Source organism: Saccharothrix espanaensis DSM 44229, assembly GCF_000328705.1.
Taxonomy (GTDB): Bacteria; Actinomycetota; Actinomycetes; order Mycobacteriales; family Pseudonocardiaceae; genus Actinosynnema; species Actinosynnema espanaense.
Genome location: NC_019673.1, coordinates 7713735 through 7733942, shown reverse-complemented (window position 1 = coordinate 7733942; position 20208 = coordinate 7713735). Strand labels below are relative to the sequence as shown.

Below are 20208 nucleotides of genomic sequence, written 5' to 3'. Positions count from 1 at the left end.
TGTGCGGTCGTGTCCGCATCAACTTCCGCTGTGCAGCCAGGTCTGGTCGTCGTAGACAAGCCGGACGGCATGACGTCCCACGACGTGGTGGCCAAGGTCCGCCGCATCCTCGGTACCCGCAAGGTCGGGCACGCGGGCACGCTCGATCCCATGGCGACCGGCGTCCTGGTGCTCGGGGTCGAGCGCGCGACCAAGCTGCTGGGCCACCTGGCGCTGGACAGCAAGGCGTACCTGTCGACCATCCGCCTGGGCTCCGCCACCACCACCGACGACGCCGAGGGCGAGGTCCTGTCCACTTCGGACGCGTCGGCCGTCGCGGAGGACGCGATCCGCGCGGGCGTGGCGAAGCTCACCGGCCCGATCCAGCAGGTGCCCAGCGCGGTGAGCGCGGTGAAGATCGACGGCAAGCGCGCGTACGCGCGGGTGCGCGACGGGGAGACGGTGGAGATCCCGGCGAGGCCGGTGACCGTGCACCGGTTCGACGTCCTGTCGATCCGGCGCGAGGGCGAGGCGACGGAGCTGGACGTGATGGTCGAGTGCTCGTCCGGCACGTACGTCCGAGCCCTGGCCCGCGACCTGGGCGCGGACCTGGGCGTGGGCGGCCACCTGGCGGCCCTGCGCCGAACCCGGGTCGGCCCGTTCGACCTGAGGGTCGCGAAGACCCTGGCGCAGCTGGAGGAGTCGCCGGCGCTGTCCCTCGACCTGGACGAAGCAGTCGACAAAGCCTTCCCCCGCCGGGAGATCGAGCCCCGCGAAGCGGTGGCGCTGTCCCACGGCCAACGCCTGGCAGCCGGCGGCTTCGAAGGCACGTACGGGGTGTTCGGCCCGGACGGCCACGTAGTAGCCCTGGCAAAAGACGAAGGCCCGATCGCAAAAGCCCTGGTAGTCCTGACCCCAGCAGGCTGACACCAGCCCGTCCACCCCAAGACCCACCCCCACACCCCTTCGCGTGACCCGTCCCCGACCCGTCACGCCATCGGGTGATCATCCCCAAAATACGTACGGAAACACTGTTCCCGATACTCGGTTTGTATACCGAGCCGCGAACCCAACCAGTCGACCAACTCACCCCACACCCCGCCCGACCAGCACCCCCACCACGGCCCACACCAGTACCCACAGCCCACGACCCAGGACCCGCACCACCCGCAACCCCCACCCGCCTACCCGGCCATCCGCTCCGCCACGCCGCCCCCTCCCACCCACATCTGCCCGCCCCGCCCCGGCCCGGCCATGTCCAGCCCTGTCCGGCCCGGCCCGGCCCGCGATATCGCCCCGGTCGACCAGGCGGGCCCGATAGTCGCCACCCGTCTGCCCGTCACTCGTCTGCCCGTCACTCGTCGGCCCGCCACCCGTCTGCCGCGCCACCCGCCGCTCCTGGTGGTGTGTCACCCGGCGGAGCGGTGGAGAGCCGCTGACGGAGGTACCCGGCATCCCTCCGGCCGCCCTACCGTGGACCGCATGGCGCGATGGGTGTGGCCGACCGCCGCGGGTGTGGTGACCTCGGCGACCGGCGTGGTGATCAACTTGGCCACCGACCAGATTTCCAACCCCTGGACCTGGGGCGCGGTGGTGCTGCTCACCGTGGCGGGCGTGTTCGTGGGCTTGGCCGCGCAGCGGTCGGAGGGCTCGGCTCCGCCGGGCGATGTGCACAACACCGTCTCCGGGTCCATCCAGGGCAACGTCGTGCAGGCCCGAACTCTCGGTTCGGTCAGCCTGAACACCGGCATCATGAGAGCCAGCCCCACGATCGAGCAATCCGCGACCGCGTACGACGGCAGCAACGTCCACCAAGCCGGTCGCGACATCCGCCACGAGATCCACCGCGACGCCCGTGACGAAATGGATCGCGACGTTCGCGAGTCCCGCCGCGACGCCCGCGACGCCCGCGACGACCGGAGGCTGTGACGCGCAGCCGTCGCGGGAGTGGTGGAAATCTCGCGCGAATCGACGGCCGATCGCCATGCGCGAAACCGACAGCGATCGGCATGTCTCGCGCCAAAACGGAGCCGGCCGGACGGCGAAATCCGCGCGAAATCGGAGCCGGTCGGACGGCGGATGCCGCGTGAAATCGGAGCCGGCCGGTTGGCGGATGCCGCGCGGAATCGGGGGTGCGGGGCCGGTTTCGGGCGAAAGCGGCAGCGGTGGGCCGTTCTGACGAAATGCGCGGCGAGCGAACCCGTTCGGGCGTAATCGGCGCTGGTCTGGCTGGCGCGTGTCGGGCGGCAGGGTGCACGAAGGCACCGGCGACGGGCGGTTCGCGGGCACCGGTGGCGGGCCGGCTGGGGGTGTTGGCGGTGGGGCGTCCGGTGCGCGGCGGCGGCGTGGGTGTGGGCGTTGACGCCGGTCGGCTTGGGTCGGGTGCGTCCCCGTAGGCTGCACCCCGTGCAACGGTGGCGAGGGTTGGACCACCTGCCCGGCGGGTGGGGTCGGTGTGTCGTGACGATCGGCGTGTTCGACGGGGTGCACCGGGGCCACCAGGCGCTGGTCGGGCGGGCCGTCGAGCTCGCCGCCGAGAAGGGTGTGCCGTCCGTCCTGATGACGTTCGACCCGCACCCCTCCGAGGTCGTGCGACCCGGCAGCCACCCCGCCCAGCTGACCAGTCTCCGGCGCCGCTCCGAGCTCGTCGAGCAGCTCGGCGTCGACGTGTTCTGCGTGGTCCCGTTCACCGTCGAGGTGTCGCGGATGACCGCGGCCGAGTTCGTGCACGAGATCCTGGTCGACCGGCTGCATGTCGCGTCCGTCGTCGTCGGCCAGAACTTCACGTTCGGCAGCAAGGCCGCCGGCAACGTCGACCTGTTGCGCGCGCTGGGCCAGCGCTTCGGGTTCGGGACGGAGGGGGCGGATCTGGTGACCGACGACGGGGTCACGTACTCCTCCACCTACATCCGGGCGTGCATCGACGCCGGTGACGTGAAGGCCGCCGCCCAGGCGCTGGGCCGGCCGCACCGGCTGGAGGGGATCGTGGTGCGCGGCGACGGGCGGGGCAAGGAGCTCGGGTTCCCGACCGCGAACCTGTCCACCACCCGCTTCGCCGCCGTGCCCGCCGACGGCGTCTACGCCTGCTGGTTCATCCACTCCAGCGGGCGCCGGCTGCGCGCCGCGGTCTCGGTCGGCACGAACCCGACGTTCTCCGGCCGGGAGCGCCGGGTGGAGGCGTTCGTGCTCGACGTGGACGAGGACTTCTACGGCCAGCGGGTCGCGCTGGACTTCGTGGAACGCCTGCGCGCCATGGAGCGGTACGACACCGTCGACGAGCTGTTGGACCAGATGCACAAGGACGTCGCGCAAACCCGGGTCATCCTCCCGGAGACCGCCGCGTGACGCGTTGAACCACCTGGGTGGATCCGGACATGCGTCCACCACTTACCTGGCAAGATGCCTGTCACGTCCAAGCCGGTAAGGGGAGAGGCGAAGGTGGAGGACCACAAGATCGTCCAGCGCAATCTCGCGTTGCAGCGAGAGTGGTACGGAGAGCCCCTGGGGGACCGGGTGCGCCGGCTGGTGGTGGCCTTCAACGTCTCCCAGGCGCAGCTCGCGGACGTGCTCGGGATCAGCGCGCCGATGCTCAGCCAGGTGATGAGCGGTCGCCGCGCCAAGATCGGCAACCCGTCCGTGCTGGCCCGGATGATCATGCTGGAGCGCAAGGTCCTCACCCCGGACGTGGCGACCGGCGCGCCCGCGGCGTTGCAGCGCGCGCTGGACGAGGTGCGCGACTCCAAGCCCACGGTGAGCCGTGACTCGCTGCCGGTCAACGGCACCGACGACGAGGCCGCCGTGTTCCCGTTCCTGCGCCGCATCGCCGACCGCCGCGAGTTGTCGCAGGCGGCCGACATGCTCGGCGACGACTTCCCGGCGCTGGCCGACCTGCTGCGCCGCGCGGGCAAGGGCCGCGACTCCTGAGGCTGTTCACCGGCGTCTTCCCGCCCGCGGACGTCGTCGCCGACCTCGCCGACGCCCTGCGCGCGGCCCGTGCCGCGCACCCCGACCTCAGGTGGAGCGCGCCCGACCGCTGGCACATCACGCTGCGCTTCCACGGTGACGACGCCGAGCCCGCCGGCCTGCTCGACGCGCTGCGCGGCCTGCCCGCGCCGAGGGTGGCACTCACCTCCTCCGGCACGTTCCCGGGCGTGCTGTGGATGGGTGTGCGCGGTCCGCTGCGCCCGCTCGCCGAGGCGACCGGGGCGACCGGCGACTGGCGTCCACATCTGACGGTCGCCCGTGCGCGTCGGCGCGGGGATCGCCTGCCGCACGTGGACTTCGACGGTCGCGAGTGGACCGTGACGGAGGTCGCACTGGTGCGCAGCTGCCCGTCCACGGGCTACGAGGTGCTGGACCGGGTGCCCTTGACCACGCCAAACGGGTAGTGGCCGGCGACTACTGGTAACCTCGACAGTTGGGTCTGGCTGCGGTCCGTGGCGGCCATGACCGTCTACCCCCGGCAACGGGGCCGCACGGAACATCGCATCAGGTACAAGGAGTAGCGGAAACGTGGCACTGACCACCGAGCAAAAGAAGACCATCCTCGCCGAGTACGGCGTCCACGACTCGGACACCGGCTCCGCCGAGGCCCAGGTCGCGCTGCTCAGCAAGCGCATCGCGGACCTGACCGAGCACCTCAAGCAGCACAAGCACGACCACCACTCGCGTCGTGGTCTGCTGCTGCTGGTCGGCCGTCGCCGCCGGCTGCTCAACTACCTCCAGAAGGTGGACATCCAGCGCTACCGGTCGCTGATCCAGCGACTCGGCCTGCGCCGCTGACCACCGCCGAGGGGGAGTGACCGGACCGGTCGCTCCCCCTCGGTGCAGTACCGCCCACCGGGCGAAAACCGCAAGACCGCAGTACAACAGCACACACAACGAAACAAAGACGAGGGACGCACGCGCGGCGCACCGGGACGACTTGATCGCCGGTCCTCGGTAGTGGCCCCCTGGCCCAAGACGACAACCCAGGGGACTTCGATCGAAGACCGGCCTCGTCCGACCCGCGACCCGCGCCCGTGCGCGCTGCGGCCCGCATGACGAGGAGTTCTGACACACATGACCGACAACGAGGTCCACGAGACTTCAGCTGTGATCGACAACGGTCGGTTCGGCACCCGCACCATCCGCTTCGAGACCGGCCGGCTGGCCCGTCAGGCGGCCGGCTCCGTCGTCGCCTACCTGGACGACGAGACCATGCTGCTGTCCGCCACGACGGCGTCGAAGCACCCGAAGGAGCACTTCGACTTCTTCCCCCTCACGGTGGACGTCGAGGAGCGCATGTACGCCGCGGGCCGCATCCCCGGCTCGTTCTTCCGCCGCGAGGGCCGCCCGTCGACCGACGCGATCCTGACCTGCCGGCTGATCGACCGGCCGCTGCGCCCCTCCTTCGTGGACGGTCTGCGCAACGAGATCCAGGTCGTCATCACGGTGATGAGCCTGAACCCGGCCGACCTGTACGACGTCGTGGCGATCAACGCCGCGTCCGCGTCGACGCAGCTGGCCGGCCTGCCGTTCTCCGGCCCCATCGGCGGCGTCCGGGTGGCGCTGATCGAGGGCCAGTGGGTGGCGTTCCCGACCCACGAGCAGCTCGAGAAGGCCGTGTTCGACATGGTCGTCGCGGGCCGCACGGTCGGTGACGACGTCGCGATCATGATGGTCGAGGCCGAGGCCACCGAGCGCGTGATCGACCTGGTCGCCGAGGGCGCGCAGGCCCCGACCGAAGAGGTCGTGGCGGCGGGTCTGGAAGCCGCCAAGCCGTTCATCAAGGTGCTGTGCGACGCGCAGGCCGAGCTCGCGGCGCACGCCGCGAAGGCGACCGGCGAGTTCCCGACCTACCCGGCGTACCAGGCCGACGCGTTCGAGGCCGTCGAGCAGGCCGGTTCGGCCGACCTGGCGCAGGCGCTGACCATCGGCGGCAAGCAGGAGCGCGAGTCCCGGATCGACGAGATCAAGGCGTCGGTGCTGGAGAAGCTGGCCGAGCAGTTCGACGGCCGGGAGAAGGAGGTCGGCGCCGCGTTCCGCTCGCTGACCAAGAACCTGGTGCGCCAGCGGATCCTGCGCGACAAGGTCCGCATCGACGGCCGCGGCCTGACCGAGATCCGTTCGCTGTCCGCCGAGGTCGAGCTGATCCCGCGGGCGCACGGCTCGGCGCTGTTCGAGCGCGGCGAGACCCAGATCCTGGGTGTCACCACGCTGAACATGCTGCGCATGGAGCAGCAGATCGACTCGCTGTCCCCCGAGACGCACAAGCGTTACCTGCACCACTACAACTTCCCGCCGTTCTCCACCGGCGAGACCGGCCGGGTGGGCTCGCCCAAGCGCCGCGAGATCGGCCACGGCGCGCTGGCCGAGCGGGCGCTGATGCCCGTGCTGCCCAAGCGCGAGGAGTTCCCCTACGCGATCCGCCAGGTCTCCGAGGCGCTGAGCTCCAACGGCTCCACCTCGATGGGCTCGGTCTGCGCGTCCACGATGTCGCTGCTCAACGCCGGTGTGCCGCTCAAGGCGCCGGTCTCGGGCATCGCGATGGGCCTGGTCTCCGACCAGGTCGACGGCAAGACCGAGTACGTGGCGCTGACCGACATCCTGGGCGCGGAGGACGCGTTCGGCGACATGGACTTCAAGGTCGCCGGCACCAAGGAGTTCGTCACCGCCCTCCAGCTCGACACCAAGCTCGACGGCATCCCGTCGGAGGTGCTCGGCGCGGCCCTCAACCAGGCCCGCGACGCGCGCCTGACCATCCTGGAGGTGATGGCCGAGGCCATCGACCGCCCGGACGAGATGAGCCCGTACGCGCCGCGCGTCACCTCGGTGAAGATCCCGACCGACAAGATCGGCGAGGTGATCGGGCCGAAGGGCAAGATGATCAACTCGATCACCGAGCAGACCGGTGCCGACATCTCGATCGAGGACGACGGCACGATCTACGTCGGCGCGGCGGACGGCCCGTCGGCCGAGGCCGCGATCGGCCTGATCAACGCGATCGCCAACCCGCAGCTGCCGAAGGTGGGCGAGCGCTTCCTGGGCACCGTGGTGAAGACCGCGGCGTTCGGCGCGTTCGTCTCGCTGCTGCCGGGCAAGGACGGCCTGATCCACATCTCCAAGCTGGGCAACGGCAAGCGCATCGGCAAGGTGGAGGACGTCGTCAAGGTCGGCGACAAGCTCCGGGTCGAGATCGCCGACATCGACCAGCGCGGCAAGATCAGCCTCGTGCTGGTGAACGAGGACGCGGACGCCGCTCCCGCGCAGGACACCGCTCCCGCGCAGGACGCGCCGGCCCAGGACGCCGCTCCGGCGCAGGACACCGCACCGGCCGAGTCCGCGGCGCAGTGACCACGAGCGTCAACGGGACGGCCGCGGGTGCCTCGGGCACTCGCGGCCGTCCGCTTAACAGCAGGCTCGGGCACCTCCAACGACCCGGCAGCACCCGCGTGCTGGAGCAGAGCGCGACCGGCGTGACCGTGCGCCGCAGCGTGCTGCCCTCCGGCCTGCGGGTGATCACCGAGCAGATCCCCGGCGTGCGTTCGGCGTCGGTGGGCCTGTGGGTGCAGGTCGGGTCGCGGGACGAGCGGGCCGAGGTGGCGGGCGCGGCGCACTACCTGGAACACCTGTTGTTCAAGGGCACCGCGAACCGGTCGGCGGCGGCGATCGCCGAGGAGATCGACGCGGTCGGCGGCGAGCTGAACGCGTTCACCGCCAAGGAGCACACCTGCTACTACGCGCACGTCCTCGACGAGGACCTGCCGCTGGCGCTGGACCTGGTGTGCGACGTGGTCTTCGAGGCGCTGTGCGAGCCGCGCGACTTCGAGACCGAGCGCGGCGTGGTGCTCGAAGAGATCGCCATGCGCGACGACGACCCGGAAGACCTGCTGCACGACGCGTTCCTGGACGCGATGCTCGGTGAGCACCCGCTGGGCCGCTCGGTGCTGGGCACCGAACGGTCCATCCAGGACATGGACCGTTCCGCGCTGTACGGCTTCTACAAGCGCCGCTACACGATGCCGCGGATGGTGCTCGCGGTGGCCGGGAACGTGGAGCACAACCACGTGATGCGGTTGGCGCGCAAGCAGATCGGCGAGCGGTTGGGGCGCACCGGCACGCCGGTCGCGCCGCGCGTGGGCCGGGCCCGAATCCCCGGCACGCGCAAGCTGGTGCTGCACTCCGACGACACCGAGCAGGCGCACCTGATGCTGGGCGTGCGGGCGGTGGACCGGCACGACGAGCGCCGGTTCGCGCTCAACGTGCTCAACGCGGCGTTGGGCGGTGGCATGAGTTCCCGGCTGTTCCAGGAGGTCCGCGAACGACGGGGCCTGGCGTACCAGGTGTACTCGTCGGTGGGCCTGTACGCGGACACCGGCACGTGGTCGGTGTACGCGGGCTGCCAGCCCGACCGGCTGGGCGACGTCGCGGGCGTGGTGCGCGACGTGCTGTCCGTCGTGGCGGCGGAGGGCCTGACCGACGCGGAGGTCGCGCGCGGCAAGGGCCAGTTGCGCGGCGGGCTGGTGCTGGGTCTGGAGGACACCAGTTCCCGGATGTCCCGGGTCGGCAAGGGCGAGCTGAACTACGGCGACTACCTGTCGGTGGAGCAGACGCTGGCGCGGATCGACGAGGTGACCGCCGAGGACGTCGCCGCGCTGGCCCGCGAGCTGCTGCGACGCCCCGTCGCCGCCTCCGTGGTCGGCCCTTACGCTCACGCCGATGATTTGCCGCCCCAGGTGCACGAGGTGATCTCTTGAGCAACCCACCGTCGGAGCTTCCGCTCGACCCTGCAAGCAGGTCTTCGGACTTCCCCCTCGACCCGCCCCGCCGGTCCTCGTCCGATCCGATCCGGGTCGGCGTCCTGGGCGCGCGGGGCCGCATGGGCGCTGAGGTCGTGCGCGCCGTCGAGGCCGCGGACGACGCCGAGGTCGTGGCGACGGTCGACGCGGGCGACCTGCTGGCCGGCCTGGCCGACGCGGGCGCGGAGGTCGTGGTCGACTTCACCAGCCCCGACGTCGTGATGGACAACCTGCGGTTCTGCGTGGACAACGGCATCCACGCGGTGGTCGGCACGTCCGGGTTCGACGCGCGGCGGCTGTCCACCGTCGCCGAGTGGCTGGAGCCCGAGCCGGAGGTGGGCGTGCTGATCGCGCCGAACTTCGCCATCGGCGCGGTGCTGTCGATGAGGTTCGCCGAGCTCGCGGCGCGCTACTACGACTCCGCCGAGGTCATCGAGCTGCACCACCCGCGCAAGGTGGACGCCCCGTCCGGCACCGCCGCGCACACCGCCCGGCTGATCACGCAGGCGCGCGAGGCGGCCGGCGTGGGCCCGATGCCCGACGCCACCACCCAGGAGGCTCCGGGCGCGCGCGGCGCGCTGGTCGGCGACGTGCGGGTGCACTCGCTGCGGATCGCCGGGATGATCGCCCACCAGGAGGTCGTGTTCGGCACCGAGGGCGAGACGCTGACCCTGCGGCACGACTCGCTGGACCGCACGTCGTTCATGCCGGGGGTGCTGCTGGCGGTGCGCTCGGTGTTCACCCACCCCGGCCTGTCCGTGGGGCTCGACAAGTACATGGACCTGTGAAGGCGCGCACGACCGCGTTCATCATCACCGCCGCGCTCGCGGTGTACTTCGTGCTGCTCGGCGGGCGCGCGGTGGTGTTGATCGGCACCGGGGAAGCGGTCGGCATCGGGCTCGGCGCGGCCGTGCTCGTGCTGCCGCTGATCGGGGCGTGGATCGCGTGGACGAACCTGCGGTTCGGGTTCACCACCGAGGAGATGGCCCGCCGGCTGGCCGACGAGGGCGCGCTGCCGGACGTGTCGGGCCTGCCGCGCCGGCCGTCCGGGCGGGTGGACCGGGAGGCGGCGGACGCCTGGTTCGAGCAGCGCCGGGCCGACGTGGAGGCCGAGCCGGAGGACTGGCGGCGGTGGTTCGCGCTGGCCCAGGCCTACGACCTGGCGGGTGACCGGGGCCGGGCCCGGGAAACCATGCGCCAGGCCATCGACCTTTTCCAGGTGTCGAAGAATCAGGCGTGAAGCATTCGGGTGAGACTCAATTCATCCGGTTTTAACGCCAATTCACCTTGGTTTGTCCGGTGATCGCTGGATAACGTGGTGGGGTGAGCAACACCTACCAGAACCTGCGGATCACCATCGCCTGCCTGGTCCTCGTCACCGCGTTCGGGGCGGCGCTCGCCCTCACCTAGACCGACCGTGCGACTCGCCCTCGGTCGGGCGAATCCGGTCACTCGACCGGGTGCACCTGGGTGCGACCGCTCCGCGGCTCGGGTAGCCGTGAGCATGGACCGAACAGATCTGCTGTACGACTGCGACCTGCTGGACCGGCACGGCGAGCGCGTGGGGCCGGTCGAAGAGCTGTGGCTGGACGGGGGACGCCCGCTGTGGGCGGGCGTCCGCACCGACAACGCCACCACCCTGGTACCCATCCGCGGGGCCCAGGTGCGCGACCGCCGGCTGGTGGTGCCGGTGGACAAGAGCGAGATCGAGGAAGCACCCCGGATCGGTGCCGAGCTGTCCGAGGTGGAGCACGTCGAGCTGCACGACCACTACGGCCTCACCGTGCCGCGACAGCGCCTCGTGCGCCACGAGCGCCGCTGACCGACATACGACGTCAGGCCGGCGGCACTGGTGGGCCAGTGCGGGGCTAGTGCGGCAACCAGCCCGCCATGATGCCCGGTGACGCGGCGAGGACGCTGAACCGGGCGAACCGCCCCACCATCCCGGTCGTGATGAACAGCCACGACGACATGCCCGCGAGCCCCGCCAGGACCGTGGTGAACATGAACGGCGGCAGCCCGACCACGGAACTCACCGCGTGCGTGCCGAACATCCAGTGCGGGTGCCGGTGGCAGCGCTCCCGCACCCACTCCAGCCTGGCCTTCCACTTCGCCCGGAACGGCGTCAGCGGCTTGGCCGGCCTCTCCTTGCGCTTGAACCACGCCGGCAGGTGCCAGTCGCCGCGCGCGGCCAGGAAGTAGAACATCTTGCCCAGCACCTGGCCCACCGCGACCGCGAGCCCGATCCACCACCAGGAGATGTGGGGTTGCTGCGTGACGAGGCCGATGACGAAGACCTCGATGCTGATCAGGGGGATGATCGCGGACCCGAACGCCACACCGAACGTCAGGCCGATCCACCCCAGCAGTGCCCACACCTGTTCGAGGCTAGCAACCGCTCAGGCCGTGAGCGGTGGGGTCAGCCCCCCGGAAACCCTGATCTCGCGCACCGGCCGACCACCCGCGTCCAGGGTGCGCACGGTGCCGTCGGCCTCCCAGCCGGCTTTCGCGTAGAAGCCGCCGGAGGACTTGTCCGCCTCCGGGATCCACGCGATCCCGCGCGTGCACCCGCCCTCCAGCAACGCCTGACCGGCCGTGGCCAGCAGCCGCGCGCCGTGGCCGCGCCGACCCCACCGGGGCTCCACCAGGACGCTGACCAGCGCGGTGGTGGCCGCGTCGTCGGGCAGCGCGCCGTCCGCGCGGGCCACCTCGGTGTCCGGCGCGGTCCCGGCCACGCAGAAGCCCACCAGCCACTGGCCCTCGGTCGCCACGAACACCCGCGCGTGCGCCACCGCCTCGGCCCACGCCTCGGTGGTGTCGGACAGGCCGTCCAGGACTTCGTCCGGGAGCAGCTCCCGGTACGCGGTGCGCCACGTGTCGCGGTGGATCCGGGCGATCTCCGGCACGTCTTCGGGCTTCGCGGTCCGCACCGCGGCGTCGGCCATGCGAGGCACCCTAGTGGCCGAAATCCACGTGATCCGGGCGGGTGTCACGTGAAAGCGTGCGGACATGCGTTGGGCTGCGTTGGGCGTCGTGTACGTGGTGTGGGGCTCGACGTACGTGGGCATCAAGTTCGCGATCGAGACCATGCCGCCGTTGCTGTCCGCCGGGACGCGGTTCCTGGCCGCCGGGCTGGTCCTCGCGCTGATCGTGGGGCGGCGGCTGCGCATGACGTGGCCGCAGTTCCGCACGGCCGCGCTGCTGGGGCTGTTGCTGCCCGCCTGGGGCAACGGGCTGGTGGTCGTGGCGGAGCAATCGGTGGCTTCGGGGCTGGCCGCGCTCCTGGTGGCGTCGGTGCCGATCTACGTGGTCCTCCTCCGGCGGCTCGGTGGCGAACGGCCGCCGCGCGTCACGTACGTGGGGGTGGCCGTCGGGTTGGTCGGGTTGGCGGTGCTGCTGCTGCACGACGTGGGCGGCTCGTCGTGGTGGGGGCCGTGGGCGGTGCTGCTGGCCGCGTTCGGCTGGGCGCTCGGGTCGTACCTGAACGGCAGGCTGCCTACTGCGGACCCGTTCGCGATGTCCGCGGTGGAGATGATCGTCGGCGGCGCGCTGCTGTCGTTGGTCGGCGTTGTCGCGGGGGAGAGCGTCACGCTGTCCGAGGTGTCCACGACGTCGTGGCTCGCGTGGGGCTACCTCGTGGTGTTCGGGTCGTTGTTGGCGTTCAGCTCGTACGTGTACGTGCTGGGCCAGTTGCCCGTGTCCACGGTCGCGACCTACGCCTACGTGAACCCCGTGATCGCCGTGCTGCTCGGTGTGTGGCTGGCGGACGAGCAGTTCGGCCCGTGGCAGTTGGCCGGCGGCCTGCTGGTGGTCGTCGCGGTGGTGCTCGTAGTCCGGGCCGAGCGGAAATGTCGTACCGAGGTGGGAGTATCCGAGCCGTGCAGACGATGAGCGCAGACGTCGCCCGCCGGATCGCGCTGGCCGCGCAGGGCTTCGCCGATCCCAGGCCCGCCTCGCCGCCGACCAGGCGGCACCTCCAGCGGGTGCTCTCGCGCGTCCGGCTGCTCCAGCTCGACTCGGTCAACGTCGCCGTGCGCGCGCACTACATGCCCGTGTTCAGCAGGCTGGGCGCGTACGCGCCGTCGCTCGTGGACGAGGCCGCGTGGTCGCACAGCGCCCGCAAGCCCCGGCTGCTGGTCGAGTACTGGGCGCACGAGGCCAGCCTGGTGCCGGTCGAGGACTGGCCGCTGTTCCACTCCGGTGCCAAGAAGCTCGGCTGGTGGCACCACCACACGGCCACGGCGGAGCGCGAGCCGCAGCTGGTGGAGGACATCCTGGCCGTGGTGAAGGAGCTGGGCCCGCTGGGCGCGGGCGCGATCGAGAAGGCGCTGGCCGGCGGCGCGCCCCGGACCAAGGACCACTGGGGCTGGAACTGGTCCGAGGTCAAGCAGATCTGCGAGTACCTGTTCGGCGTGGGAGCGCTGACCACCGGCACCCGCCGGGGCTTCGAGCGGCTGTACGACCTGACCGAGCGGGTCCTGCCGCCCGAGGTCCTGGCCCGCCGGGTCACCGCCGAGGAGGGCGCGCGCGAGCTGGTGACCCGAGCCGCGACGGCCCTGGGCGTGGCCACCGAGCCGGACCTGCGCGACTACTACCGGCTGGCCCCGGCGCGCAGTCGGCAGGCCGTCCGCGAGCTGGTGGAGGAGGGCGTGCTGGAACCGGTGGCGGTGCGGGGCTGGCCCGCCCCCGCCTACCGCCACGTCGAGGCGCGCGTGCCCCGCACCGTCGCCGGCCGTGCGCTGCTGTGCCCGTTCGACCCGCTGATCTGGGAACGGGCCCGCACCGAGCGCATCTTCGACTTCCACTACCGCATCGAGATCTACGTGCCGCAGGCCAAACGCGTCCACGGCTACTACGTCTTCCCGTTCCTGCTCGACGGCCGGCTGGTCGGCCGCGTCGACCTCAAGGCGGACCGCGCGGCCGGCGTCCTGCGGGTCCAGTCCGCCCACTCCGAGGTGGCCACCGACCACGGCCGGGTGGCGGTCGAGCTGGCGGCCGAACTGCGGCACATGGCCGACTGGCTGGAGCTGGAGAAGGTCCAGGTGACCCCGCGCGGCGACCTCGCGCCGGCGTTGAAGGCGGTGGTGCGCCAGTAACCTGCCGCGGGTGAGCGAGAGGCAGCGGGCCGAGGCGGCCGCCGGCGGTCAGGTCTTCCAGGCCGGCCGGGACGTCATCGTCCACCACGTGCCGGCCGGCACGTCGCGGGTCTGGAACCTGCCCCCGCGCAACCCGCACTTCACTGGCCGCGAGGAGACGTTGACCGCGATCCGCGGCGCGCTCACCGGCGGTGTCGTGGCGGTCCAGTCGCTGCACGGCCTGGGCGGCGTGGGCAAGTCCCAGACGGCGATCGAGTACGCCCACCGGCACGCGGCCGACTACCGGTGCGTGTGGTGGATCCCGGCCGAGCGCCCGGAACTGGTCCCCGAGCACCTGGCCCGGCTGGAGGCCGCCCTGGGCGGCACCGACTTCCGCACGGCGTTGAGCGCCCGGTCGGACTGGCTGCTGATCTTCGACAACGCCGAGAGCCCGCGGGACCTGCACCCGTTGCTGCCCTCGGGTGGGCACGTCCTGATCACCACCCGCAACACCGGGTTCGGCGGCCTCGGCGCGGTGGTGCGGCTCGACGTCCTGCCCCGGGCCGACTCGGTGGCGCTCCTGCGGGCCAGGGTGTCCGCGATGTCCGAGGAGGAGGCGGACGACCTGGCGGAACTGCTCGGCGACCTGCCGCTGGGGCTGGCGCAGGCCGCCGCCTACCTGGAGGAGAGCGGCCTGCCGCTCGCGGACTACTTCACCCTGATCCGCACGCACGAGCGCATGATGTTCGTGGAGGGGGAGGTCGTCGGCTACCCGCACACCATCGGCACGGTGTGGAGCCTGTCGCTGCGGCACCTCGCCGACCGCGCACCGCGGTCCCTGGCCGTGCTTCGGGGAACCGCGTTCCTGGCACCCGAGGCGATCCCGATCGACCTGGTCACCGGCTCGGCCGAACCGATCGAGTCCGCCCGGCTCGTCGCACCCCTGGTGCGGCACGGCCTGGTCCAGCGCGACGGCGACCGGCTCTCGGTGCACCGCCTCCTGCAGGCGCACCTGCGCCACGAAGCGGGCCACGACGACCTGCTGGCCGTGCTCGCCCGGCTCCGCGACGCCCTGGTGGCCGACGGCGACGGGGTGGCGGGGTGGCGGGTGGCCCGGCAATCGGTGCCGCACCTCGTGACGCTCATGGATCACCGCGGCGATGGGGATCAGCGCGTGGAGGACGCTCTGGCGGCCATCGGCGACGCCTTGGACCGGTTGATGGCGGAGTCGGTGATGGGCCGGGTCTCGCGGGCCTTGGCCGACGGCGCGACGGCGCTGGGGCAGCCGTCCGCCGAGCACGGCGGTCGACTCGACCCCGTGGTCTTCCAGCAGATCAAGTCCGTCGTGCTCGACGGGGTCACCCTCGGTGTCCTGCTGCTGTTCGTGGTGGCCGTGCGCGGCCACGAGGGCGATCCGGACCGGTCGCCGTCGGTGCGGCTGGGCACGTCGTTGATCCTGGGGCTGGTCGAGGTCGGCGTGGGCCTCGGTGGGGTCGAGCAGGCCAGGCTGGAACAGATGCGCGCGGCGTTCGGGCGGACAGGCCCGCGGCGCGCGCCCTCGGAGGAGACGCGCGCGCCGCGGTAGCTCAGCTGGTCGAGGTGGTGACGAGCGCGTCGCCGCTGCCCGTCCGCCCTGTCACGACCAAGGCCGCCTCGGACTCCGGCGGTGTGCCGGACACCTCCAGGTCGCTGCGCGCGGTCCCGGAGGTCGACACCAGGTCGACCTTCGCGGTCACCCCGGGCCGCACGCCGACCCGCACGTCACCCGACCCGGTGCCCAGCTGGATCCGGCCGGCGGCGGCGTCGGCGACCGTGACGTCGCCCGACCCGGTGCGGACCTGGACGTCGCTCTGCACCGCCCCCAGCCAGACGTCACCCGTGCCGGTGAACAGCACCGTGTTCCCGCCGACCGACGACACCTCGATGTCGCCGCGCCCGGTCTTGGCCCGCAGCCCGCCGAGCATCGGGCCCAGCCGGACCTTCCCGGACGCCGTGTTGACCTGCGACGACGAGTCCGCGCGGTCCGCGGTGATGTCACCGGTCCCGGTCTTGATGTCCAGCTTGCCCGCCGCGCCGGTGACCGTGACGTCGGCCGCGCCGGTCTTGGTGGTCACGTGCGAGCCGATCGGCGCGCGCACGACCACGCCCAGCGGCACCGCGCGCAGGTTCAGCGAGTCCGACGACTGCACCCGGAGCCGCTGCCCGACCAGGTCCAGCCGTGCCCCGCGGACCGCCTCGGCCGGTCCGGCGTCCTGCCCCTTGTTCGCCCCGAACTGGTCGTTCACCCAGCTCAGCAGGTTGTTCAGGCCGGCCGTCCAGCTCTCGCCGAGCGACGCCTCGTGCCTGACCTCGACGTGCACGCCCGGCTCGTCGACCAGGTGCACCCGCACCCGCCCGGAGATGAGGGCGACGTCGATCTCGACCACGCCCTCCACCTCGAAGCTCTGCTGCCGCACGACATCCGACTCCGACTCCACGACATCCCCCTCCATCAGCCCTGGACCCAGCCGTTCACCCGGGAGCCGCCGTCCTTGGGCGGCTTCGGGGCGGACTCCGGCCAAGGCCCCTTGTGGTGGCCCCGACGCCCGCCCACCGCGCCCTGCACGGCCTGGGCGACGAACGTGTTCAACGACAGGCCCTGGGACGCTGCGGCCTGCTCGGCCTTCGACTTGAGCTCGTCCAGCAGCCGCAGGGTGATGCGCGTGGCCTCACTCCCGGCGGTGGCCCGGGGAACTTCCTGCGGCTGCGGTTCGTGGTCTTCCCGAGGGGTCGACGCGCCGGTGACGACCACCTGGACGTCCCGGCCGTCCAACCTGACGTCGACCACCGGGCCGTCGAGCGCCGCGGTCACCTCCGCGGCCAGGTCGGACAGGGCGTTCATGAGGGCCAGCCGGGCGGCGGGTTCGAGCGCGGCGGACAGCACAGCCGCGGTGCGCCGGGTGTCCTCGTCCCCGGCGGACGCGGCTGTCGCGAGGTCCTCGCGCAACTGGGCGATGTACGGCGACAGATCCATGACACCACTATGGCGTCATACCTGACATCACGCAACCATCAGCGTGATGCCACCTCCGCATAGGCGTCGAACGCGGCCTGGTCGAACAGCACGAACCGCACCACTCCGGCGAACCCGGCCACGCTCGCCACCGCGATCGCCGCCGCCGACGCCACCGGCCACCGGTAGACGCCCGTCGAGATCGCCGGGAAGGCGACCGTCCGCGCCCCCAGCCCCTCGGCGACGCGCAGCGCGTTGCGGTGGCAGTCGGCGAGCAGCTCCGAGCGGTCCTGCTCCGCCGACCACACCGGACCGACCGTGTGCACGACCCACCGCGCCGGCAGCCGTCCGGCGGTCGTCGCCACCGCCTGTCCGACGCCCAGCCCGCGTCCGTAGTGGCCGGCGCGCAACGCACGGCACGCGGCGAGGATCTCCGGGCCGCCCTTGCGGTGGATCGCCCCGTCGACCCCGCCGCCTCCTAACAACGACGAGTTGGCAGCGTTGACCACCACGTCGACCTCCTGCGCGGTGATGTCGCCGAGAACCAGTTCGATCTGCGTCATACGCCCGATTCTGCGACTCTGGACGTGCTGCGCACGACGGCATAAAGCGCTGCGGAACCGACCGTGCACGCACCGCGCTCACCCCCGTGGCGCGGTAGGGCCGAACAGCCGATCGGTTAGGGTTTCGCCATGGCTGAGACGGTGTCGCCGAAGGTGCAGTTGATCGCGAAGACGGAGTTCTTCCCCCCGGACGACGTCCCGTGGTCGACCGACGCGGACGGCGGCGAGGCGCTCGCCGAGTTCGCGGGCCGCGCCTGCTACCAGTCGTGGACCAAGCCCAACCCCGCGACGGCCACCAACGCCGGCTACCTCAAGCACATCATCGAGGTCGGCCACCTGTCGGTGCTGGAGCACGGCTCGGTCAGCTTCTACCTGACCGGCATCTCCCGCTCGCTGACCCACGAGCTGATCCGCCACCGGCACTTCTCGTACTCGCAGCTCTCCCAGCGCTACGTGCCCGAGCGCAACGCCGCCATGGTCGAGCCGGACGTCATCGCCGACGACCCCGCGCTGCACGAGATGTTCCTCAAGGCCGCGCAGGCCAGCGTCGAGGCCTACAACGAGCTGCTCAAGGGCCTGGAGGAGAAGTTCTCCGACGTCCCGAGCGCCACCCTGCGCCGCAAGCAGGCCCGCCAGGCGGCCCGCGCGATCCTGCCCAACGCCACCGAGACCCGGATCGTGGTGACCGGCAACTACCGCGCGTGGCGGCACTTCGTCGCGATGCGCGCCACCGAGGCCGCCGACGTGGAGATCCGCGCCCTGGCCATCGAGTGCCTGCGCCAGCTCCAGAAGGCCTCGGCCAACGCCTTCGCCGACTTCACCATCTCCACGCTGCCCGACGGCACCGAGGTCGCGTCCAGCCCGCTCGTCACCGAGGGCTAGCGCGTGAAGCGGCTGATCGTCGACGTCCGCCCGGGGGAGTACACCGTCGCCCGGCTCGCCGCCGACGCGCCGGTCCCGGCCGGCCTGCTGGACCACGCCCTGGTCTCGGTCACCCGGACGCCCGACGAGCTGTCGATCGTCTGCCCGAGCGAGCACGCCCCGCCGGCCGACCGCGTGCAGGCCGGCTGGCGGCTGCTCACCGTGCGCGGCCCGCTGGAGTTCACGCTCACGGGCATCATGGCGGCCCTGTCCGGCGAACTCGCGGCAGCGGGCGTGAGCCTGTTCGCGCTGTCCACATACGACACCGACCACCTGCTCGTGAAGAACTCCGACCTGGCCCGCGCGGTCACCGCGCTGCGGTCGTCCGGTCACGAAGTGCACCTGCCCACGTGACGAGTCGAACCAACCCGATCACGAATCCGTGAAACCGGACGGGGTCCTGAGTGGTCTGAAGTAGCGTTCGCCCGTCCAGGGTTGAGGGAGTACGAACGGTGACTGGTCCACAAGGCGTGAACGCCCAGCCGAGGGTGATCGCGGGCAGGTACACGTTGCTCGGCGAGCTCGGCCGAGGCGGGATGGGTGTCGTGTGGCGCGCCCAGGACAACGTGATCGGGCGTCAGGTCGCCATCAAGGAGCTGCACCTGCCCGACGGCATCGCGCTGGAGGAGCGCCGGGTGCTGGAGGAGCGGGTGCTGCGCGAGGCGCGCACCGCGGGCCGGCTGAACGACCCCGGTGTGGTCACCGTGTTCGACGTGGTCGCCGAGCACGGCATGACCTACATCGTGATGGAGCTGGTCGAGGCGGCCACGCTGTCCACGATCATCGCCCAGGGCGGCCCGCTGCCGCAGGACCGGGTGATCCCGATCGCGATGCAGGCGCTGTCCGCGCTGGACACCGCCCACCAGGCCGGGATCGTGCACCGGGACGTCAAGCCCGGCAACCTGATGGTCCAGCCCAACGGCCGGGTGAAGCTGACCGACTTCGGCATCGCCCAGGCGATGGACGACCCGAGGCTGACCACCAGCGGCAGCCTGATCGGCTCGCCCGCCTACATGTCCCCCGAGCGCATCCACGGCCACGAGGCGTCGCCCGCCTCGGACCTGTGGGCGCTGGGCGCGACGCTCTGCTACGCCGTCGAGGGCGCGAACCCCTACGAGCGGTCCACCACGGCGTCCACGCTGCACGCCATCATGAACGAGATGCCCCGCCTGACCAGGGCGCACGGCGTGCTGGGCGCGGTCATCACCGGTCTGATGATGCCCGACCCGAACGCCCGGCTGTCCGGCCCGCAGGCGCGCGCCATGCTGGAGCGCGCGATCGCCCAGCCGACCCCGCCGCAGGGCTTCACCGGGCCCGGTCAGACCATGCAGTACCAGCAGCAACCGCCGCAGCAGCCGCCGCGCAAGCCGTGGGTGCGCAACCTGATCACGGTCGGGGTCGCGGTCGCGGCGGTGGCGTTCTTCCTCGGTGGCATCCTGGTCGACCGGTGGCTGTTCAGCGACACCCCGCCCGCCGCGATGGGCCAGACCGTCACCTTCGGCGGCGGCGGCCAGCTACCCGAGTTCAAGCTCAGCGCGAACCAGTGCGGCGACAACTTCCTGGCCGACTCGGTGCGGGTCGGCAGCGCGGACTGCGACGGCGAGCACAACATCGAGGTGTACGCGCAGGCGGACGCGTTCGGGTCGCTGGCGTCGGTCCCCTACCCGGGTGACGAGTACCTCAAGGACTTCGCCGAGAACTACTGCACGCTGGTGTTCGCGTCGGCGCGGATCCCGGCGCAGGACAAGGACGCCAAGCTCAAGTACGCCGCCGTGGTGCCCACCGCCGCGGAGTGGAAGGAGTCCTACTCCGCGAACAAGGGCACCCGCGAGATCACGTGCGTGCTGTGGAGCAAGGACCGCGCGCTGCTCAGCGAGCAGGTCTACGCGGAGAAGTAA

Annotated in this window: 22 protein-coding genes; 17 read left to right on the top strand and 5 right to left on the bottom strand. The window is 71.7% G+C overall.

The window, feature by feature from the left end:
* Positions 1–9: 9 nt before the first annotated feature.
* The 11 genes from truB to BN6_RS33605 all read left to right on the top strand — a co-directional run bounded on the left by truB (position 10) and on the right by BN6_RS33605 (position 10581).
* Positions 10–906: a tRNA pseudouridine(55) synthase TruB gene (gene truB / locus BN6_RS33655; RefSeq protein ID WP_015104323.1), complete on the top strand. Its 897-nt coding sequence runs from the start codon at positions 10–12 to the stop codon at positions 904–906.
* A gap of 591 nt (positions 907–1497) precedes the next feature.
* Positions 1498–1908 carry a hypothetical protein gene (locus BN6_RS33650; RefSeq protein WP_148303127.1) on the top strand — a complete coding sequence of 137 codons (411 nt, stop codon included), beginning with the start codon at positions 1498–1500 and terminating at the stop codon, positions 1906–1908.
* A 477-nt stretch (positions 1909–2385) separates the two neighbouring features.
* Positions 2386–3324, top strand: a complete 939-nt coding sequence (locus BN6_RS33645) for a bifunctional riboflavin kinase/FAD synthetase (protein WP_051075834.1) — start codon at positions 2386–2388, stop codon at positions 3322–3324.
* A gap of 93 nt (positions 3325–3417) precedes the next feature.
* Complete coding sequence (locus BN6_RS33640; RefSeq protein ID WP_041315018.1) at positions 3418–3903, top strand: helix-turn-helix domain-containing protein; 486 nt, start codon at positions 3418–3420, stop codon at positions 3901–3903.
* A complete protein-coding gene (locus tag BN6_RS49850; RefSeq protein ID WP_041315015.1) occupies positions 3900–4367 on the top strand; it encodes a 2'-5' RNA ligase family protein in 468 nt (155 codons plus the stop codon). The genes BN6_RS33640 and BN6_RS49850 overlap by 4 nt, the downstream gene beginning before the upstream one ends.
* A 124-nt stretch (positions 4368–4491) precedes the next feature.
* Complete coding sequence (gene rpsO / locus BN6_RS33630) at positions 4492–4761, top strand: 30S ribosomal protein S15 (RefSeq protein WP_015104318.1); 270 nt, start codon at positions 4492–4494, stop codon at positions 4759–4761.
* Between the two features lie 279 nt (positions 4762–5040).
* Positions 5041–7314: a polyribonucleotide nucleotidyltransferase gene (locus tag BN6_RS33625; protein WP_015104317.1), complete on the top strand. Its 2274-nt coding sequence runs from the start codon at positions 5041–5043 to the stop codon at positions 7312–7314.
* A 98-nt stretch (positions 7315–7412) separates the two neighbouring features.
* Entirely contained in the window at positions 7413–8717 is a 1305-nt protein-coding gene (locus BN6_RS33620) for a M16 family metallopeptidase (RefSeq protein WP_051075833.1), read from the top strand.
* Positions 8718–8806: 89 nt separating this feature from the next.
* Complete coding sequence (gene dapB, locus BN6_RS33615) at positions 8807–9547, top strand: 4-hydroxy-tetrahydrodipicolinate reductase (protein ID WP_041318979.1); 741 nt, start codon at positions 8807–8809, stop codon at positions 9545–9547.
* Positions 9544–9999, top strand: a complete 456-nt coding sequence (locus BN6_RS33610; RefSeq protein ID WP_015104314.1) for a hypothetical protein — start codon at positions 9544–9546, stop codon at positions 9997–9999. Before dapB ends, BN6_RS33610 begins: the two co-directional genes overlap by 4 nt.
* Before the next feature lie 264 nt (positions 10000–10263).
* A complete protein-coding gene (locus BN6_RS33605) occupies positions 10264–10581 on the top strand; it encodes a PRC-barrel domain-containing protein (protein ID WP_015104313.1) in 318 nt (105 codons plus the stop codon).
* A 46-nt stretch (positions 10582–10627) separates the two neighbouring features.
* Here the strand turns inward: BN6_RS33605 and BN6_RS33600 are convergent, their stop codons facing one another.
* Both BN6_RS33600 and BN6_RS33595 read right to left on the bottom strand, forming a co-directional pair.
* Positions 10628–11128: a YqaA family protein gene (locus BN6_RS33600; protein WP_231905466.1), complete on the bottom strand. Its 501-nt coding sequence runs from the start codon at positions 11126–11128 to the stop codon at positions 10628–10630.
* A 30-nt stretch (positions 11129–11158) separates the two neighbouring features.
* Positions 11159–11704 (bottom strand): GNAT family N-acetyltransferase, encoded by a 546-nt coding sequence (locus BN6_RS33595; RefSeq protein WP_015104311.1) that lies wholly within the window; start codon positions 11702–11704, stop codon positions 11159–11161.
* Between the two features lie 64 nt (positions 11705–11768).
* Between BN6_RS33595 and BN6_RS33590 the strand changes: the two genes are divergently transcribed.
* Genes BN6_RS33590 through BN6_RS42675 form a run of 3 tightly spaced genes read left to right on the top strand, consistent with a single transcriptional unit; the run spans position 11769 to position 15419 of the window.
* A complete protein-coding gene (locus BN6_RS33590; RefSeq protein ID WP_015104310.1) occupies positions 11769–12650 on the top strand; it encodes an EamA family transporter in 882 nt (293 codons plus the stop codon).
* The gene (locus BN6_RS33585) at positions 12647–13855 is read left to right on the top strand and encodes a winged helix-turn-helix domain-containing protein (RefSeq protein WP_015104309.1); all 1209 of its coding nucleotides are present in this window, start codon (positions 12647–12649) and stop codon (positions 13853–13855) included. The genes BN6_RS33590 and BN6_RS33585 overlap by 4 nt, the downstream gene beginning before the upstream one ends.
* A gap of 10 nt (positions 13856–13865) precedes the next feature.
* Positions 13866–15419, top strand: a complete 1554-nt coding sequence (locus tag BN6_RS42675; protein ID WP_015104308.1) for a hypothetical protein — start codon at positions 13866–13868, stop codon at positions 15417–15419.
* A 1-nt stretch (position 15420) separates the two neighbouring features.
* Here the strand turns inward: BN6_RS42675 and BN6_RS33575 are convergent, their stop codons facing one another.
* From BN6_RS33575 to BN6_RS33565, 3 genes are read right to left on the bottom strand one after another with little or no spacing between them, the layout of a single operon-like run.
* On the bottom strand, positions 15421–16311 hold the full coding sequence (locus tag BN6_RS33575; RefSeq protein WP_148303126.1) for a DUF4097 family beta strand repeat-containing protein: 891 nt from the start codon (positions 16309–16311) through the stop codon (positions 15421–15423).
* Positions 16312–16325: 14 nt separating this feature from the next.
* Positions 16326–16847 (bottom strand): toxin-antitoxin system HicB family antitoxin, encoded by a 522-nt coding sequence (locus BN6_RS33570; protein WP_015104306.1) that lies wholly within the window; start codon positions 16845–16847, stop codon positions 16326–16328.
* Between the two features lie 38 nt (positions 16848–16885).
* Entirely contained in the window at positions 16886–17389 is a 504-nt protein-coding gene (locus BN6_RS33565) for an O-acetyl-ADP-ribose deacetylase (protein ID WP_041315007.1), read from the bottom strand.
* A gap of 129 nt (positions 17390–17518) precedes the next feature.
* Here BN6_RS33565 and thyX point away from each other — a divergent pair, with 129 nt between their 5' ends.
* The 3 genes from thyX to BN6_RS33550 all read left to right on the top strand — a co-directional run bounded on the left by thyX (position 17519) and on the right by BN6_RS33550 (position 20208).
* The gene (gene thyX, locus BN6_RS33560; RefSeq protein ID WP_015104304.1) at positions 17519–18271 is read left to right on the top strand and encodes an FAD-dependent thymidylate synthase; all 753 of its coding nucleotides are present in this window, start codon (positions 17519–17521) and stop codon (positions 18269–18271) included.
* A 3-nt stretch (positions 18272–18274) separates the two neighbouring features.
* Positions 18275–18664, top strand: coding sequence for an ACT domain-containing protein (locus BN6_RS33555; RefSeq protein ID WP_015104303.1), 390 nt, complete (start codon positions 18275–18277; stop codon positions 18662–18664).
* Between the two features lie 98 nt (positions 18665–18762).
* Positions 18763–20208 carry a serine/threonine-protein kinase gene (locus BN6_RS33550; RefSeq protein WP_015104302.1) on the top strand — a complete coding sequence of 482 codons (1446 nt, stop codon included), beginning with the start codon at positions 18763–18765 and terminating at the stop codon, positions 20206–20208.

Excerpts from the sequence above, each read along its gene's own strand:
- BN6_RS33565 (WP_041315007.1), bottom strand. The coding sequence starts at position 17,389 with ATGACGCAGATCGAACTGGTTCTCGGCGACATCACCGCGCAGGAGGTC.
- BN6_RS33595 (WP_015104311.1), bottom strand. The coding sequence starts at position 11,704 with ATGGCCGACGCCGCGGTGCGGACCGCGAAGCCCGAAGACGTGCCGGAG.
- BN6_RS33625 (WP_015104317.1), top strand. The coding sequence starts at position 5,041 with ATGACCGACAACGAGGTCCACGAGACTTCAGCTGTGATCGACAACGGT.
- BN6_RS33570 (WP_015104306.1), bottom strand. The coding sequence starts at position 16,847 with ATGGATCTGTCGCCGTACATCGCCCAGTTGCGCGAGGACCTCGCGACA.
- thyX (WP_015104304.1), top strand. The coding sequence starts at position 17,519 with ATGGCTGAGACGGTGTCGCCGAAGGTGCAGTTGATCGCGAAGACGGAG.
- BN6_RS33590 (WP_015104310.1), top strand. The coding sequence starts at position 11,769 with ATGCGTTGGGCTGCGTTGGGCGTCGTGTACGTGGTGTGGGGCTCGACG.
- BN6_RS33585 (WP_015104309.1), top strand. The coding sequence starts at position 12,647 with ATGAGCGCAGACGTCGCCCGCCGGATCGCGCTGGCCGCGCAGGGCTTC.
- BN6_RS33605 (WP_015104313.1), top strand. The coding sequence starts at position 10,264 with ATGGACCGAACAGATCTGCTGTACGACTGCGACCTGCTGGACCGGCAC.